The organism is Aeromicrobium piscarium, assembly GCF_007421815.1.
Classification (GTDB): domain Bacteria; phylum Actinomycetota; class Actinomycetes; order Propionibacteriales; family Nocardioidaceae; genus Aeromicrobium; species Aeromicrobium piscarium.
Genome location: NZ_VLNT01000022.1, coordinates 24,758 through 40,965, shown reverse-complemented (window position 1 = coordinate 40,965; position 16,208 = coordinate 24,758). Strand labels below are relative to the sequence as shown.

At 68.0% G+C, this 16,208-nt stretch carries 16 protein-coding genes; 3 read left to right on the top strand and 13 right to left on the bottom strand.

Annotated features, from left to right (window positions below; all coding sequences use genetic code 11):
• Positions 1-498: 498 nt before the first annotated feature.
• From FNM00_RS16825 to FNM00_RS16775, 11 genes are all read right to left on the bottom strand, one after another.
• The gene (locus FNM00_RS16825; RefSeq protein ID WP_246065213.1) at positions 499-1,674 is read right to left on the bottom strand and encodes a L,D-transpeptidase; all 1,176 of its coding nucleotides are present in this window, start codon (positions 1,672-1,674) and stop codon (positions 499-501) included.
• Positions 1,675-1,712: 38 nt separating this feature from the next.
• Positions 1,713-2,108, bottom strand: coding sequence for a cytochrome c oxidase subunit 4 (locus tag FNM00_RS16820; protein WP_143914697.1), 396 nt, complete (start codon positions 2,106-2,108; stop codon positions 1,713-1,715).
• Between the two features lie 3 nt (positions 2,109-2,111).
• On the bottom strand, positions 2,112-3,797 hold the full coding sequence (gene ctaD, locus FNM00_RS16815) for an aa3-type cytochrome oxidase subunit I (protein ID WP_246065214.1): 1,686 nt from the start codon (positions 3,795-3,797) through the stop codon (positions 2,112-2,114).
• A gap of 71 nt (positions 3,798-3,868) precedes the next feature.
• Positions 3,869-4,711, bottom strand: coding sequence for an aa3-type cytochrome oxidase subunit II (gene ctaC / locus FNM00_RS16810; protein WP_246065212.1), 843 nt, complete (start codon positions 4,709-4,711; stop codon positions 3,869-3,871).
• Positions 4,712-4,817: 106 nt separating this feature from the next.
• Positions 4,818-5,810, bottom strand: coding sequence for a carbohydrate kinase family protein (locus FNM00_RS16805; RefSeq protein ID WP_143914694.1), 993 nt, complete (start codon positions 5,808-5,810; stop codon positions 4,818-4,820).
• A gap of 274 nt (positions 5,811-6,084) precedes the next feature.
• Positions 6,085-6,450 (bottom strand): HesB/IscA family protein, encoded by a 366-nt coding sequence (locus tag FNM00_RS16800; RefSeq protein WP_087623992.1) that lies wholly within the window; start codon positions 6,448-6,450, stop codon positions 6,085-6,087.
• A gap of 99 nt (positions 6,451-6,549) precedes the next feature.
• Positions 6,550-7,668 carry a glycerate kinase family protein gene (locus tag FNM00_RS16795; protein WP_143914693.1) on the bottom strand — a complete coding sequence of 373 codons (1,119 nt, stop codon included), beginning with the start codon at positions 7,666-7,668 and terminating at the stop codon, positions 6,550-6,552.
• A 7-nt stretch (positions 7,669-7,675) separates the two neighbouring features.
• Positions 7,676-8,929 (bottom strand): aspartate aminotransferase type Ic, encoded by a 1,254-nt coding sequence (locus tag FNM00_RS16790; protein ID WP_143914700.1) that lies wholly within the window; start codon positions 8,927-8,929, stop codon positions 7,676-7,678.
• A 62-nt stretch (positions 8,930-8,991) separates the two neighbouring features.
• Positions 8,992-9,558, bottom strand: coding sequence for a PspA-associated protein PspAB (gene pspAB / locus FNM00_RS16785; RefSeq protein WP_143914692.1), 567 nt, complete (start codon positions 9,556-9,558; stop codon positions 8,992-8,994).
• 1 nt (position 9,559) lies between these two features.
• Positions 9,560-10,408 carry a zinc metalloprotease HtpX gene (gene htpX, locus FNM00_RS16780; RefSeq protein WP_240191026.1) on the bottom strand — a complete coding sequence of 283 codons (849 nt, stop codon included), beginning with the start codon at positions 10,406-10,408 and terminating at the stop codon, positions 9,560-9,562.
• Between the two features lie 19 nt (positions 10,409-10,427).
• Positions 10,428-11,144, bottom strand: coding sequence for a PspA/IM30 family protein (locus tag FNM00_RS16775; RefSeq protein ID WP_143914690.1), 717 nt, complete (start codon positions 11,142-11,144; stop codon positions 10,428-10,430).
• A 91-nt stretch (positions 11,145-11,235) separates the two neighbouring features.
• On the opposite strand from FNM00_RS16775, the gene FNM00_RS16770 reads away from it, so the two are divergent.
• On the top strand, positions 11,236-11,784 hold the full coding sequence (locus FNM00_RS16770) for a DUF3043 domain-containing protein (protein ID WP_185973209.1): 549 nt from the start codon (positions 11,236-11,238) through the stop codon (positions 11,782-11,784).
• A gap of 294 nt (positions 11,785-12,078) precedes the next feature.
• On the opposite strand, the gene FNM00_RS16765 is transcribed toward FNM00_RS16770, so the two are convergent.
• Positions 12,079-12,273 carry a YegP family protein gene (locus tag FNM00_RS16765; protein WP_143914688.1) on the bottom strand — a complete coding sequence of 65 codons (195 nt, stop codon included), beginning with the start codon at positions 12,271-12,273 and terminating at the stop codon, positions 12,079-12,081.
• A 2-nt stretch (positions 12,274-12,275) separates the two neighbouring features.
• On the bottom strand, positions 12,276-13,376 hold the full coding sequence (gene gcvT, locus FNM00_RS16760) for a glycine cleavage system aminomethyltransferase GcvT (protein WP_143914687.1): 1,101 nt from the start codon (positions 13,374-13,376) through the stop codon (positions 12,276-12,278).
• A 32-nt stretch (positions 13,377-13,408) separates the two neighbouring features.
• Here gcvT and FNM00_RS16755 point away from each other — a divergent pair, with 32 nt between their 5' ends.
• Positions 13,409-14,845, top strand: a complete 1,437-nt coding sequence (locus FNM00_RS16755) for a leucyl aminopeptidase (RefSeq protein WP_143914686.1) — start codon at positions 13,409-13,411, stop codon at positions 14,843-14,845.
• The gene (locus FNM00_RS16750; RefSeq protein WP_143914685.1) at positions 14,842-16,170 is read left to right on the top strand and encodes a serine hydrolase domain-containing protein; all 1,329 of its coding nucleotides are present in this window, start codon (positions 14,842-14,844) and stop codon (positions 16,168-16,170) included. Before FNM00_RS16755 ends, FNM00_RS16750 begins: the two co-directional genes overlap by 4 nt.
• The last annotated feature ends 38 nt before the right edge of the window (positions 16,171-16,208 follow it).

Below are 16,208 nucleotides of genomic sequence, written 5' to 3'. Positions count from 1 at the left end.
ACGCAACCGCGGCATCGAGACGCTGCCCAGCATCCGCGAGACCGCCGACCGAGACAACGACTAGGCTGCCCACACACCGTTCACTTTTCGGGCGATGCAATCGTCCAGTTTTCGAGCGTTGCCGACACCGCGACGGTCGCGAACGGCTGCGGGAATCTCTGGCTCCGGGCGAGCGGCGCGGATCCCTGGGAGTACGACGTCCTGCTGGAGCGTGTCGACGGCTCGACCTGGACCTACAAGCGCGATCCGCGCATCAGGCGTCCACTCGACGAGGCACTCTGGCGACGAGACGGACTCGTCTATCTCCGCCCTGAGGTGCAGCTCCTCCTCAAAGCCGTACACACACGTGAGAAGGACAGCCGCGACCTCGCCAGCTGTCTGCCCGTGATGGACCAGACGAGCAGGCGATGGCTCGCGGCATCCCTGAGCCGGGCACACCCCGAGCACCCCTGGCTGCACCGGTTGCCAGCGCCACGGCGAGAAGATCTGCGCTGACTGCTACGCCCCGGCCAGTGCCGAACCGGACTGCCAGGTCTCCCAGTCGACATTCCAATCGGTCCAGCCGTTCTGCGGCTCGAGGGCACGGGTGCTTCCCACGAAGTTGACCACGTCACCGCGCTTGGAGTTCTGGTAGAGCCAGCCGGCGTCCTCGGTTCCCATGCCCACACAGCCATGGCTGACGTTCGCACGTCCGTGGGAGCCGGCGGACCACGGCGCAGCGTGGATGAACTCACCGGAATTGGTGAGCCGCATCGCCCACTTGACGCCCTTCATGTTGTAGTAGTTCGGATCGGACGAGTCCACCCCGGTGGTCGCGGCGTCCATGTCGATCGTGTCGAACTTCTCCATGACGATCTTGGTGCCCTCGCGGCTGGCCCACTGTGGCGCACCGCTGGAGACCGGGATGGTGCGTGCCGTCTGACCGTCGATGTCGACCGTGAGCGTGTGGGCGTTGACATCGACCGTGGAGACGACGGACGAACCGACCTCGAAGTCCACCACCTGGTTCTGCTGGCCGTAGATACCCTGTCCGGCCGGCAGGCTGTTCAACTGCAGATCGACGTGGACCTTGGTGCCGGCCGGCCAGTACTCCTTGGGCCGCCAGTGCACCACCCGATCGCTGATCCAGTTCCAGGCGCCCTCGACTTGCGGTTCGGAGGTGACCGCCATGTGCTGCTCGAACGTGGCCCGGTCCTCGACGGGGAGGTCGAAGTTGACGATGACCGGCATGCCGACGCCGACGGTCTCCCCCTGGAGCGGCGCCACAGAGGGATAAGTCTGCTCGTCGAGGGTCAGCGACTGGCTCGTGAACCCGGTCTCCAGCTCCGTCTGCTGCCCGTCGGTCCCTGAGGCCGTCGCTTGCAGCGTGTAGTCGACCGCGGGCTCGAGGCGCTCGGCCGCCGTCCAGCGCGCGCCGTCGACGGTCCCCTCGATCACGGCATCGTCCTCGCCGCCACGTACGACGACCTCACCGAGCTCGCCGTCCTCGACGTCGACGGTCACGATCGTCTCGACCGGCACGTCGGTCTGTCCATCGGTGACATTGGCGGAGAGCACCGGCTCGGGCCCGGCCGCGGCCGCGGGCTCGGTATCGGAGGCACCGGAGTCACTGCAGCCCACTAACACCAGCGCCGCCACAGCGGCGACGACAACGCGCGAAAACGATGAGATCACCGTGACAGTCTAGTCACGGTGATCTCATCGGGTGGCACTCAGTGGGCGTGGACACCCCGGTAATACTCGAAGACCCAGCCGACCACGACGATCGCGCCGAATGGCAGAGCCAACAGGAAGAGCCACCAGCCCACGACGATGCCGAGCATCAGCGTGCCGAAGACCAGCGCACACCACAACGGCCACCAGCTGAATGGCGGGAAGAATCCCAGCTCGCCGGCACCGTCGATGATGTCGCCGTCCTTGCGGTCCTCCGGGCGCGGATTGACCTGCTGGGCGACGAAGCCGAGGTACAGCGCGAGCATGAAGCACAGCAGCAGGGTCATGACGAGGGCCGTGGTGCCCGTCGGGTCACCCGAAAGCACCCAGTAGACCGGCGTGACGAACACGAAGAAGACGCCCACGCCGAGCATCATCCAGAATTCGGCCTTCATCGATCACTCACCGTCCTTGCGATGCCCGAGGGCCTCTTCGCGATTGTCCACATTCGGCGCATCGGCGACCGCGGCCTTCTCATCGGGGTTCTGCTTCAGCTCCAGCGCAGCGAGCTCGGGGTGATGCAGATCGAAGGCCGGGCTCTCAGAGCGGATGCGCGGCAGCCGTACGAAGTTGTGCCGCGGCGGCGGGGACGAGGTCGCCCACTCCAGCGTTCGGCCCCAGCCCCACGGGTCGTCGAGTCCGACGAGCGGAGCCTTGCGCGACTTCCAGACGTTGTACAGGAACGGGATCATCGAGGCGCCGAGCAGGAAGGCACCGATCGTGGAGATCTCGTTGAGCGTCGTGAAGCCGTCGTTTGGTCCGTAGTCGGCGTAACGACGCGGCATACCCGCCACACCCAGCCAGTGCTGGACCAAGAAGGTCAGGTGGAAGCCGATGAACAGCAGCCAGAAGTGGATCTTGCCCAGCTTCTCGTCGAGCATCCGGCCGGTCATCTTCGGCCACCAGTAGTAGAACCCAGCGAACATCGCGAACACCACGGTGCCGAACACCACGTAGTGGAAATGCGCCACCACGAAGTAACTGTCCGAAAGGTGGAAGTCCAAGGCCGGTGAGGCCAGGATAATGCCCGTCAGACCGCCGAACAGGAACGTGGTCAGGAAGCCCAACGCGAACATCATCGGCGTATCGAAGGTGACCGATCCGCCCCACATCGTGCCGATCCAGTTAAAGAACTTCACCCCCGTCGGCACGCCGATCAACAACGTCATGAAGCTGAAGAAGGCGAGGTTGACCGCACCGGTCACGAACATGTGATGCGCCCAGACGGCAGCCGAGAGCGCCGCGATCGCCAAGGTCGCGAAGACCAGCCCGACGTAACCGAACACGGGCTTACGGCTGAAGACCGAGAGCACTTCGGTGATGATGCCGAAGAAGGGCAGCGCGATGATATACACCTCTGGATGCCCGAAGAACCAGAATAAATGTTGATACAATATTGGGCCGCCGGTCGCCGCGTCGAAGACGTGGGCCCCAAGCATTCGATCGGCCGCGACCGCCAGCAGCGCGGCGCCGAAGACCGGGAAGACGATGATGACCAGCAGACTGGTCACCAGCGTGTTCCACACCATGATCGGCATCCGGAACATCGTCATGCCGGGCGCGCGCATCGTGAAGATCGTGGTGATGAAATTGACGCCACCGAGGATCGTGCCCAGACCCGACATGTACAGGCCCATGACCCACAGGTCACCGCCCATACCGGGCGAGTTGATCGAATCGCTCAGCGGCATGTAGGCGAACCAGCCGAAGCTCGCCGCGCCGCCGGGCACGATGAAGCCCGAGACGGCGATGAGGCTGCCGAACAGGTACATCCAGTAGCTGAACATGTTCAGGCGCGGGAACGCGACATCCGGGGCACCGATCATGATCGGCACCACGAGATTGGAGAACCCGAAGAACAGCGGGGTCGCGAACATCAGCAGCATCACGGTGCCGTGCATCGTGAAGAGCTGGTTGAAGGTCTCGTCGCCGACGACCTGGGTGCCCGGACGCGCGAGCTCGGCGCGCATGATGAGCGCCATCACGCCGCCGATCAGGAAGAAGGCGAACGACGTGAAGAGATACATCTTGCCGATCAGCTTGTGATCGGTCGTGGTCAAGACCGTGGCGATCTTCTGACCCATGCTCCGCTCACGCTGGATGCGTGCCGACGTGGCGTGGGCTCCGCCCTCGTCGAACGCTGCGGTGGTGGCCATCAGCCCTCTCCTCCGTGGTCACCGAGGCCGGTGACGGTCGTAGCATCGGAGGCTCCCTGCGGACGACCGATCTGGCCCTCCTGCTGAAGCTCCTCGAGGTGAGCGTCGTACTCGGCGCGCGAGACGACGTGGACGTTGAACAGCATCCGCGTGTGGTAGACGCCGCACAGCTCGGCACAGCGGCCGGTGAACGTCCCCTCACGCGTCGGCGTCATCTGGAAACGGTTGTCCTGAGGTCCCTCGCCGGGGATGACGTCCATCTTGAAGTAGAACTCGGGGATCCAGAACGAGTGGATGACATCGGGCGAGAAGAGCTGGAACTCGACCGTCTCGTCGACGGGCAGGTAGAGATCCGGCAGGTTCTCGGTGTCGCCCTGGTCGTAGACCGGCTCACCGCCCGTGGCCTCGGAGTCCAGGTAGTTGAACGTCCACTGCCACTTGCTGCCGACGACCTCGATGGTGTGATCGGGCGTCTCGGAGTCGTCGAGCATCGAGTTCTGCGCCTGCACCGTATGGAAGAAGAACGCTGCTACGACGACCAGCGGTGCGATCGTGTAGAGCGCCTCGATCGGCAGGTTGTAGCGGATCTGGGAGGGCGCCGCGGTCTGGCCCGCGCGCCGGCGGTAGCGGATCGGCGCGTACAGGATGAGCGCGAAGACCAGCACGAACACGACGAGGACCGCGATCCACGTGCCGAGCCACAGATGCCACATCGGCTCGGAGCGATCCGAGCCCGCGATGGGCAGCGCGAGGCGCTTGAGCTCCGACTCGTCAACAGGGGAACAGCCGCTGAGTAGCAGCGCGGCTGCGGCGATGACCGCCGCCAACTTCTTCCGACCCACGGGGCGCCTTTCTGAAACCTGGACCATCACCTGGATGTCACCCTGACCCTAACGCAGGCCACTGCCCGGGCGACGGTCAGGTCAGCCTGTGTTGATCGTTCCGATGTCATGCTACGCCGCCGAGGGACAACGCCTTGTGAATTTCGGTACGAGCCTCACTGCCGTACTGCCGTTCCAGCCGGCTCAGGAAGGTGCCGGCGTCCACGGCGTACTCCTGGGTGCCGATGGTCTCGACGACGCAGGCGGCGATGGTGCAGCCCACCTGGACGCTGCGCTCAGCGCCGAGACCCGCCGCGACACCGGCGAGATAGCCGGCCCGGAAGCTGTCGCCCACACCGGTCGGGTCGACGGCGGTGATGCCGTCGATCGCGGCGACCTCGATCAGCTCGCCATCGGCCGTGTGCACGACCGCTCCGTCCTTGCCGTGGGTCACGACCCGGGTGCCCACGTGGCGGCGCAGGTCGTCATCGTTCCAGCCGGTCTTCTTCTCGATCAGCGCGGCCTCGTACTCATTGCAGAACAGGTACGCGGCACCGTCGATGAGGTCGGCGATGAGCTCGCCATCGGCCCACGCCAGCTGCTGGGAGGGATCGGCGGCGAAGGGGATGCCGAGCTCACGGGCCGTGTGAGTGTGCCTCAGCATGCCGGTGGGATCGTCGGGACCGATGAGCAGCAAATCGATCGGGCGCTCGGCATGGAGCGTCGCGACGTCGATCTCGCGGGCCTCGGCCATCGCGCCGGGGTAGAAGGTCACGATCTGCGCGTGCGCGTCATCTGTGGTGATGGTGCACAGAGCCGTGTGCCGCGTGTCGGAGACCCGCAGCCGCGAGCAGTCGACGCCCGCGGAATCGAGCCACTTCTCGTATCCCTGGGACACGAAGTCCTGTCCCACGGCGGCGACGAGTAGCGGCCGGTGTCCCAGCTGAGCGAGCCCGAAGCTGATATTGGCGGCGCAGCCTCCCCGGCGGACGTCGAGGTCCTCGACCAGGAACGACACGGAGATCTTGTCGAGCTGGTCAGGGACTAGGGAGTCCGAGAAGCGGCCTGAGAACGTCTGGAGGTGGTCGGTGGCGACCGACCCGGCAATCGCAAGATGCACCGAACCAGCATACGTTCGATGCCCTTGGTCGCCACCGCCCCGGCCCCCTCACCCCGCCATGCGCCCGTGCTAGGCCCCGTGACTGTGGGGACCAAGAGCGGTGATTTACGCACCTCTCGCACGCGGGAGCGGTGAGCTACGCACCTCTCGAGCGTCGTGAGAGGTGCGTAACTCACCGCCTTCGAGGACGGGAGCGGCGGAGGACACCGGCCCCACTCGACGCGAACGGCGCCCCTCGCGGTAGTCGCGAGGGGCGCCGTTCGTCAGGAAGGACTCAGTGGAAGGAGTCGCCGCAGGCGCACGAACCCGTGGCCATGGGGTTGTCGATCGTGAAGCCCTGCTTTTCGATGGTGTCGACGAAGTCGATGGTGGCACCGTGCAGGTACGGCAGGCTCATCCGGTCGACGACGACGTGGACGCCGTCGAACTCGCGGATCTCATCGCCGTCGAGCGAGCGCTCGTCGAAGAACAGCTGGTAGCGCAGGCCGGAGCAGCCGCCGGGCTGCACGGCGATACGCAGCGACAGATCGTCGCGGCCCTCCTGATCGAGCAGGCTCTTGACCTTCGACGCCGCGCCGGAGGTCAAGGTGATCCCGTCGGCCGAGGTCTCGGTGGCCGGGGTCTGGTCGGTCGTGGTCATCTCTGCTCCTGCCGTGGACTGCTGGTGTCGAGGTCAACGCGCTCGCTCACGATTCCATTCCTCATCGTACGCGCCGGAGACGACGAAATCGATGCGCGGTCATTCCCAGCGGGCCGACCAGGTCCGGGCGACGCGCGCGGCAAGCGCCGACAGCTGCTCGGCCGGTGCCCTGAGGGCGGCCTCCTCGCCGACATAGTCGACCATCCCGTAGGCCGACTCGATCCCCAAGGCCCGCATCTCGCGTGATCCGACATCGACGCGCCCTGCGAGCACCAGACACGGCAGAGCCGAGCGCTGCGCGATCTGCGCGACACCGTGGACCACCTTCCCGGCACGGGAGGAGTAGTCGAAGGCTCCCTCTCCGGTGACCACGAGATCGTGGGTCGCCGCCGCGTCGGGGAGCCCCACCGCCTCGGCGACGAGCTCGATCCCCGACCGGACCGAGGCCCCGAGCACCAGCAGCGCGAAGCCGAGGCCTCCGGCGGCTCCCGCGCCCGGCTCGTCGGCGACCCGGCGCTCGGCAGGGGTGGCGCCGCACACGGCGTCGACATACCTGTCCAGGATCCGGTCGACCGCGAGGATGTCCTCGTCGCTCAGACCCTTCTGCGGTCCGAACACCTTGGTCGCGCCGAACATGCCGAGCAGCGGCGTCTGCACGTCCGCCGCGGCCACGAGCTCGACTCCGCTCACGCGCTCCCTCACCGCATCGAGGGCGACCGAGGTCACGCCCTCCAGGCCTCGGGGGCCGGCGTCGAGCGCCACGTCCGCGGTGGCGCCCAGCGCAGCGAGGAGGCCCGCTCCTCCGTCGGCGGTGGCGCTGCCGCCGAGACCGACCACGATGCGCCGGGCCCCGGCGTCGATGGCCGCGTCGATCGCCTGGCCCACCCCGAAGGTGCTCGCCGTCCACGGCGAACGAGCGTCGTCCGCGAGCAGGTGCAGCCCACAGGCCTGTGCCGACTCCACATAGGCGGTGGTGCCGTCGAGCAGGAGCGTGGCAGGCACAGGATCGCCGAGCGGGCCACGGACGGTCACCGCCTGCAGCCGTCCGACCCCCGATGCGGACAGCACGTCGATGAATCCCGGGCCACCGTCGGCCATCGCCGCGACGGTCACCGTGTCGCCGGGTGCGGTGCGTCGCCATCCTTCGGCGATCGCGCGGCCGGCCTCGGCCGCGCTCAGCGTGCCGGCGAACTTGTCGGTCGCTACGAGGACGCGCATGGTGGCGTCAGCCGACGGCCTTCTCCGCCGCCGCGAGCAGCACGCAGGTGCACAATCCCTCCATCGCGGCCCGCAGCTCCTCCAAGGGCGGGAACGACGGCGCGATCCGGATCTGCCGATCGCGCGGATCCTTGCCGTAGGGGAAGGCCGCTCCCGCGGGAGTCAGGGCGATGCCCGCCTCCTTGGCCAGCTGCACGACACGGGTCGCGGTGCCGTCCGGCACCTCCAGGCTGACGAAGTAGCCGCCCTTCGGCTGGGTCCACTCGGCGATGCCGAGACCGCCGAGCCGGTCGCTCAGGATCTCCTGGACGGCCGCGAACTTCGGGGCGAGGATCGCGCGGTGCCGGTCCATGTGCGCCAAGACCCCGTCCGCGTCGCCCAGGAACTCCGCGTGGCGCAGCTGGTTGACCTTGTCGGGGCCGATCGCGCGCACGGCGGCGTGCTTCAGATACCAGGCGACATTCTCCGGCGAACCGCCGAAGAAGCTGACACCCGCGCCCGCGAAGGTGATCTTGGACGTGCTGGCGAACACCAGCGGGCGATTGGGGTGGCCGCTGGCCGTCGCGAGGCCGAGGATATCGGCGGACTTGACCCGCTCCTCGGTGAGGTGGTGGACGGCGTAGGCGTTGTCCCAGAAGACCCGGAAGTCCGGTGCGGCGGTCTCCATCGCCGCGAGCTCGGCCGCGACCGCCTCGCTCACGACCGCCCCGGTCGGGTTGGCATAGGTGGGCACGAGCCACATGCCCTTGACGAGAGGGTCCTTGACGAGCTCGCGCACGGCCTCCAGGTCGGGACCGTCCTCGAGCATGTCCACGGCGACCATCTCGATCCCGTAGTGCTCGCAGATCGTGAAGTGCCGGTCGTAACCGGGCGAGGGGCAGATGAAGCGCACCTTCTCCTCGGCCGACCAGGGGCGTGGCGAGTCGGGAGTGCCGTGCAGGAGTGACCACACGATCGTGTCGTGCATCATCGACAGGCTGGCGTTGTCGCCGGCCAGCAGCTGGTCGGCGGGCACGCCCACCAGATCGGCGAAGATCTCACGGATGGCCGGCAGCCCGGTGCCCCCGCCGTAGTTGCGGGTGTCGACTCCCGCGGCCCGATAGTCGTCGCGGCCGGGAAGGGCGAGAAGCTCGTTGGAGAGGTCGAGTTGCTCGGCCGACGGCTTGCCGCGGGTGATGTCGAGTGCGAGACCGGCCTTCTGGAGCGTCTCGTACGCGTGTCGTTGCTGGTCGTGGAATTGCTGGAGGTCGTCGCGGGACATGCTCTCGATCGTCACACGGACAATCTATCGTGGCCGCGACCCGCTCCCGCGTGACCGGGGTCTCAGGCCAAGCCCGGCGCGCCCCAGATCGCCAGCCACCGGGTCAGGTCCGACTCGATCGGCACGTCCCCCTCGACGATCCCGCGCATCTGCAGCTCCAGCGCATTGTCGCGGCGCTGGCCGCCCGCCGGCACGAAGGGATAGAACGTGCCGCGTTTGAACAGGTAGACCAGTCCCACCGGACGGCCGTCGTGCTCGAAGACGAAGGTCGAGCACAGCAGAGCGGTGTCGAAGCCGTGATCGGCGAGCGAGGAGTTGACGGCGTGCAGGTCCGCGGCGATGGCCGAGGCATCGCCGTCGGCGCGCTCGATGCTGATCCAGGTGAAGCCGTAGTCGTCCTGGGTCTTGTCCAGGGTGACATCGCCGTCGATGGCCACGACCTGCTTGACCTCGGCGATGACGGCATCGTCCGCGGCACCCTCAGTGTCGCGATAGCAGACCGCTCCCCCGCCGGTGAAGCTGAAACCCTGCACCTCCAGCGAGAGCGCCGCCTGCGGCACGGAGAAGAGCACCTCCAGATCGGCCTTGGGCGGTGTCGTGCGGCCGAAGAGCGCGTCGAGAAAGCCCATCTCAGCCTCGTTCGGAAAGGTCGGCGCTGATCTGGGCGAGCTGCGCGAGCCGCCGGTCCAGCGGCGGGTGGGTCGACATGACCGCCTCGATCGACTGCCGGTTGAGCGCCGGCGCGATGAAGAAGGCGTTCATGCTCTCGACCTCGCGCAGGTCCTTGGTGGGGATGCGGGCCATGTCGCCGGAGATCTTGGTGAGCGCCGAGGCCAGCTTCGACGGGCGGCCGGTGAGATAGGCGCCCGACCGGTCCGCGCTCAGCTCCCGGTACCGCGACAGGGCGCGCGTGAGCAGGAAGCTGACGAAGTAGACGATCATGCTGACCAGGAAGACCACCAGGAACGCCGGTCCGCTGTTGCGATTGCGTCCTCCGCCGCCGAAGAACATGCCCCAGCGCGTCATGAAGCCGGCCAGCAGGCCGAGGGACGAGGCGACGGTCATGACTGAGACATCGCGATTGGCCACGTGCGCCAGCTCGTGCGCCAGGACGCCTTCGAGCTCGTCGGCGTCCAGGCGGTTGAGGATGCCCGTGGTCACGCACACGGCCGAGTGGTTGGGCGTGCGCCCCGTGGCGAAGGCATTCGGCACGTCGGTCTGCGCGATGGCGACCCGCGGCTTGGGCATGTCGGCGAGGGCGACGAGCCGGTCGATCATGGCGTGCAGCTCCGGTGCCTGCTGCGGGGAGACGACCTTGGCCCCCATCGACTTCAGCGCCAGCGAGTCCGAGAAGAACCACTGGCCCCACGCCATCCCCAGGACGATGACGAGGCCGAGGATCGCTGAACCGGAGAAGTAGATGAGGACGACGCCGAAGGCGACGTAGAGCGCGCCGAGGCCGAGGCCCACGCTGCCCATCCGCCAGGACAGTCCCCGATCACGACGAAATCTGGTTCGGGCCATCGTCTCCCTTGCTTTCCTCGATCTGGGTCTCGGCGAGCGCGGCGTCGATCTGCCGGCGCAACGCCTCGTCGGGGTCCTCGCCGGCTCGGGCGATCACGCCTTCGCTGGCGAGCTCGTCGACGGCATCGGCAGTGGCTTCCAGCTCACGGGTGTGACGTTCGGCCTCGTCCATCGCCTGGCCGATCTGGCTGGTGGCCGAGGCGATGCCGGTGGTGGCGTCGTTGATCTCGGACCGGGCGCTGGCCGCGGAGTACCGCGCGGTGAGCGTGTCCTTGCGCATCCGGAAGTCCTCGATCTGGCGCTCGACCTTCTCGGCGGCGCGTTCGAGCGACTCCTCCTCGCCGGCGAGGGAGCGGTGGCGCTCGGTCAGCTCGTCGAGGGCCTTCTCGAGCATGACCTTGCGTCCGAGCGCGTCGCGGGCCGCGTCATCGTCGCCGCGGTTCACCGCCTCGCGAGCCTGCGCGTCGAAGGACTCGACCTGCTCGCGCTGCCGCGCCATCTGCACCTCGACACGACGGCGGCTGGTACGGACATCGGCGACGCCTCGGCGCACGGTGGTGAGCATCGCGAGCTGGTCACGATAGGTCTCGTCGAGCTTGCCGCGCAACCGCTCCGGATCCTCGACGTCTCGCGTGGCCGCACGCGACCGCCACCAGCGGCCGATCCGTGCGGTGATGCCGTCCCCTGCCATGGGCCAAGCCTAGGGCGTGCGGCCCAAGACCGGGTGTCACCGCTCACCGGCGCTGTCGGGCGTCTTGCCGCGGCCCGGTAAGGTTTCGCGCGTGACCGACGACGCACCGCAGCCAGGCAAGGGCCGGCCGACCCGTTCCCGTAAAGAGGCCGAGGCTGCCCGCAAGCAGGTCATGAAGCGTCCCCTGACCCGCCGCGAGCAGATGCGCCGGGAGCGCGAGCGCCGCTCGAAGACGCGCGAGAAGCAGATCGCGGCCCTCGACGGCCGCGGCGACGAGGCCTACCTGCCGGCGCGTGACCGCGGGCCGGTGCGCGCGCTCGTGCGCGACTATGTCGACCGTCGCCGCTCGGTGGCCGAGTACATGCTGCCGATCCTCGTGGTGATCCTGGTGCTGAGCTTCATCCAGAACCCCACGGCGGTCACCGTCGTCTTCTTCCTGTGGACGATCACGATCCTGTCGACGGTGCTCGACGAGATCTGGCTCGTCATGGGGCTCAAGCGCGAGCTGAAGAAGCGCTTCGAGCCGGGTCAGGCGAAGGGCGCCACGACCTATGCGGTCCTGCGCAGCACGCAGCTGCGTCGTACACGGCGTCCGCGTCCGGTCATCGAGCGCGGTCAGCCGCTCGCCGACCGCTACTGACCCCGGCCTCCCCGGGGCCTATCTCGGGCGGTGAGTCAAGGAGCGGTGAGCTATCAACCGCCGACGCGCAGGCGGCGGTCGTCTGCCTGGTTGACACTGCACCGCGATCACGCATCTGCACGAAGCGGTGAGTGGTCAATCACCGCTCGCATCACGAGGTTGCCGACTCACCGATGTCGTGCAGGGACAGAAAGCGGTGAGCTATCAACCGCCGGCTGGCCTCCCAGCCGCGATGACGACGCACCCGGTGGTTGACCACTCACCGCCCTCGCGACCGCCTCCCCACGGCGCGGCTCAGTCCGCGTGCAGGCTCATCGGGCCGTAGACCTCGGTATCGCCCTCGAACAGGCGCACCTGATCGATACCGCGACCGAGCAGCTCCTCGAACTCCATGCCGATGAACGTCTCGGCATCGCTGCGCGACGGGAAGTCGTGCGAGGTGCCGAGCTCTCCGCCGTCGGCGTTCTCGTAGGTCCAGCGCCAGTTCATCGTCAGCTCTCCTTCACCTGGGTGGTCACGAACGGTGGCGTCACCACCGTGAACGATTGCGCGCGGCCCCGCACGTCGACGGACACCGTGTCGCCCACCGCGATCGAGCGGTCGAGCAGCGCCAAGGCGATCCCCTCGCGCAGCGTGGGGCTGAAGGTCCCCGAGGTCACCTCGCCCACCGGCTCCCCCGTCGTCGAGGACACGCGCATGCCCGGACGGGGAATGGCGCGCCCTTCGGCCTTGAGACCGCGGATGAGGCTCACGGTCTTCTCCGCGCGTTGACGCTCCAGGGCCTCCTTGCCCCAAAACTCGGGCTTGTCCCAGCCGACGGCCCATCCGGCGCGCGCCATGACCGGGGTGATCTCCGGGGAGAGCTCGTGGCCGTGCAGCGGGTAGCCCATCTCGGTGCGCAGCGTGTCCCGGGCGCCGAGACCGCACGGCCGGATCCCCTGCGGCTCGCCTGCGGCGAGCACCGCGTCCCACACATCGGCGGCGTCCTCAGAATCCACGACGAGCTCGTACCCGCGCTCGCCGGTATAGCCGGTGCGGCACACCGTCAGCTCTCGGCCGGCGATCGTGCCGGTGACGAAGGACATGTACGGGTGATCGGCCGGAACGTCGAGGGCCTGGAGCACGTCGGCGCTGGCGGGGCCCTGCAGGGCGAGCACGGCGTAGCGGCGGTGCAGGTCGGCCACCTCGATGCCCTCGGGGGCCTCGTCCCGCAGACGCTGGACCACCTCGGCCGTGTTGGCCGCGTTGGGCATGAGGAAGACCTCGAAGTCGCTGCGCAGGTAGGCGATGAGGTCGTCGACGGTGCCGCCGTCATCGGCGCAGCACAGCGTGTATTGCGCCTGCCCCACGCCGATCTTGGCAAGATCGTTGGTGAAGCAGCGGTTGACGTAGTCGGCGGCTCCGGCTCCCCGGACGACCGCCTTGCCCAGGTGGCTGACATCGAACAGTCCGACGCTCTCGCGCACGGCGGCATGCTCGGCCAGTACTCCACCACCGGAGTACTCCACCGGCATGTCCCATCCGCCGAACTCGGCGAACTTGGCGCCGAGGGCGACGTGGCGATCGTGCAGCGGCGAGTGCAGCAGGTCCATGCGATCAACCTACCCGTGGATACAGTGGCGCCATGGTCTCGGTATCACTGCGCCCCACTGCCCCGTCGAGCGATGTCGTGCTCCGCGCGATCCGCGCTTCGGACCCCCTCGACGAGGACCTGGTCCCGTTCACCGCCCTGGGCTTCCGCCAGGAGGCGGGGCAGACCCTGGTCGTGCCGAGTCCGGCAGGGATCAAGGCGCCCGTCACGGTCTTCGTCGCGATCGACGACGAGCCGTCGCTGGAGGACCTGCGCCGCGCCGTCGCCAAGGGCCTGCGGGCCGCGCCGGCGGCACGCCACATCGTCGTCGACTTCGGTGATCTCACCGATGACCAGGTCGCCGCGCTGGCCGAGGGTGCGCTGCTGACGGCGTATCGCTTCGACGACTACAAGGGTGAGAAGGCCCGTCAGAAGGCGGACGAGAAGCCGTGTCTCGATGAGGTCACCCTGGTCGCCTCCGATGCCAAGAAGCGCGAGCTGAAGAAGGCCGTCGACCGTGGCGTGGCCATCGCCGAGGCGGTCTGTCAGGCGCGCGACTGGGTCAACACGCCTCCGGGGGATCTGCGTCCGCCGGACTTCGCCGCCGCGATCGAGTCGTCGGCCGCGAAGGGTGTCTCGGTGACGGTGTGGGACGAGAAGCGTCTCACCAAGGAGAAGTGTGGTGGAATCCTCTCGGTGGGCCGTGGCTCGGAGGCTCCGCCGCGTCTGGTGACGCTCTCCTACTCCCCCTCCAAGGCGAAGGCGCACCTGGCGCTCGTCGGCAAGGGCATCACCTTCGACTCCGGCGGTCTGTCGATCAAGCCCGGCGCGAGCATGCAGACGATGAAGATGGACATGGGCGGGGCGGCGGCGATCGTGGCGGCGGTCAACGCGATCGCGACGCTCGGGTTGCCGGTCAAGGTGACCGGTTACGCCTGTCTGGCCGAGAACATGCCGAGCGGCTCGGCCACCCGGCCGGGCGATGTCATCACGATGCGCAGCGGCAGCACGGTGGAGGTGCTCAACACCGATGCCGAGGGCCGCATGGTGCTCGGTGACGGTCTCGCGATCGCGGCGGAGCAGCAGCCCGATCACATCGTCGATGTCGCGACGCTCACAGGTGCGGCGATGACCGCGCTCGGCGCCAAGACGGCGGCGATCCTCGGCAATGACGAGTACTTCGAGGAGCGCGTCTTCGCCGCCTCGCAGGAGGCCGGCGAGGCGATGTGGCGCCTGCCCATCACCGAGGAGGTCACCTCCTCGCTCAAGTCCTCCAAGATCGCCGATCTGCGCCAGATCGGCACCAAGCCGCACGGTGGGACGCTGTTCGCGGCGGCCTTCCTGCGTGAGTTCACCGCGGACATCCCGTGGGCGCATCTGGACATCGCCGGTCCGGCGTTCAACGAGGGCGGCGCCGACGACTACATCCCGTGGGGTGGCACCGGGGTGGGCGTGCGCACGCTCGTGCAGGTGGCGACTCAGCTTACGTGAGCGCGTACGACGACCGGCTCGTCCGCGAGCTGGAGGAACGGCGGCTGCCCTCGGTGGCGGCCGCCGTGGTCGCTGGCGGGCAGGTCGCCTGGTGCGGCACCGCGGGGACGCTCGACGGCTCGGACGGGACCGACGCTGTCACGCCTGATACGCAGTACCGCATCGGCTCGATCACCAAGACCTTCGTCGCGGTGGAGATCCTGCGGCTGCACGAGAAGGGTCGGCTGCGGATCGATCAGCGGGTCCGTGAGGTGCTCGACGATGTGGACGGGCAGTCCTTCGCCGATGTCACGATCGCTCAGCTACTCACGCACACCTCCGGGCTGCAGTCCGAGACGAACGGACCGTGGTGGGAGCGTGCGCCGGGTACGGACTGGGCGGAGCTCCGTGACAGCGACCTGCGTCTCGTGCTGATCCCGGGGACCCGCTTCCATTATTCGAACGCGGGGTATGCGTTGCTCGGGCGGATCCTGGAGGTGGCACACGGTCGTCCGTGGTTCGAGGTGGTTCGCGATGGACTGCTGGTGCCGCTGGGCATGGCACGCACGACGCTGCGGCCGACGGGTGAATGCGCCGCGGGGATCGCGGTTCATCCGAGCGAGAGTCTGCGACACGCGGAGCCGGAGTTCGATGCTGGGGCGATGGCCCCGGCCGGCCAGTTGTGGGCCAGCATCGAGGATCTCGCCCGGTGGGCGGTGTTCGCTGCGGGGGACGGTGAGGGGCTGGTGAGCCGTTCCACGATGGAGCTCATGCGGGTGCCGCTGGCGGTCAATGACCGTTGGGAGTTGGAGTGGGCGTCGGCTCAGGGGCTCGGCTGGCAGGTCTGGCACGACGGGCCACGTCGGTATGTCGGACATGGCGGCTCGATGCCGGGATTCCTGGCGTCGCTGAAGGTCGAGCCGGCGACCGGGGTCGGTGTCGTGGTGCTCACCAACACGACTTCGGGTCTCGGCTCGGTCGGCGACGATCTGCTGACGATGGCTCGCGAGGAGCTGGCCACGCCCGCTTCCGCTGAGGTCGCGGCGCCGAGTGAGCGCGTCGCTGCGCTCGCGGGCACGTGGTACTGGGGTCCGGCACCGTTCACGATCGAGCCGACCGGCGGTGAGGGCTTCATCCTGCACGCGCCGAACGGTGGGCGTAGTTCGCGGTTCACCCCCGACGGCGACCGAGACCGATGGATCGGGCTGGACAGCTATTACGCCGGAGAACACCTCGTGGTGCGTGAGGATGGCGCGCTCGATCTGGCCACTTTCGTGTTCACCCGCGAGCCCTACGACCCCGGACACATCTATCCGGGCGATCTCGATCCCACCGGCTGGCATTAGGTCGATCCTCCCGGTCGCCATCGGTGGTTGCGTTTCCA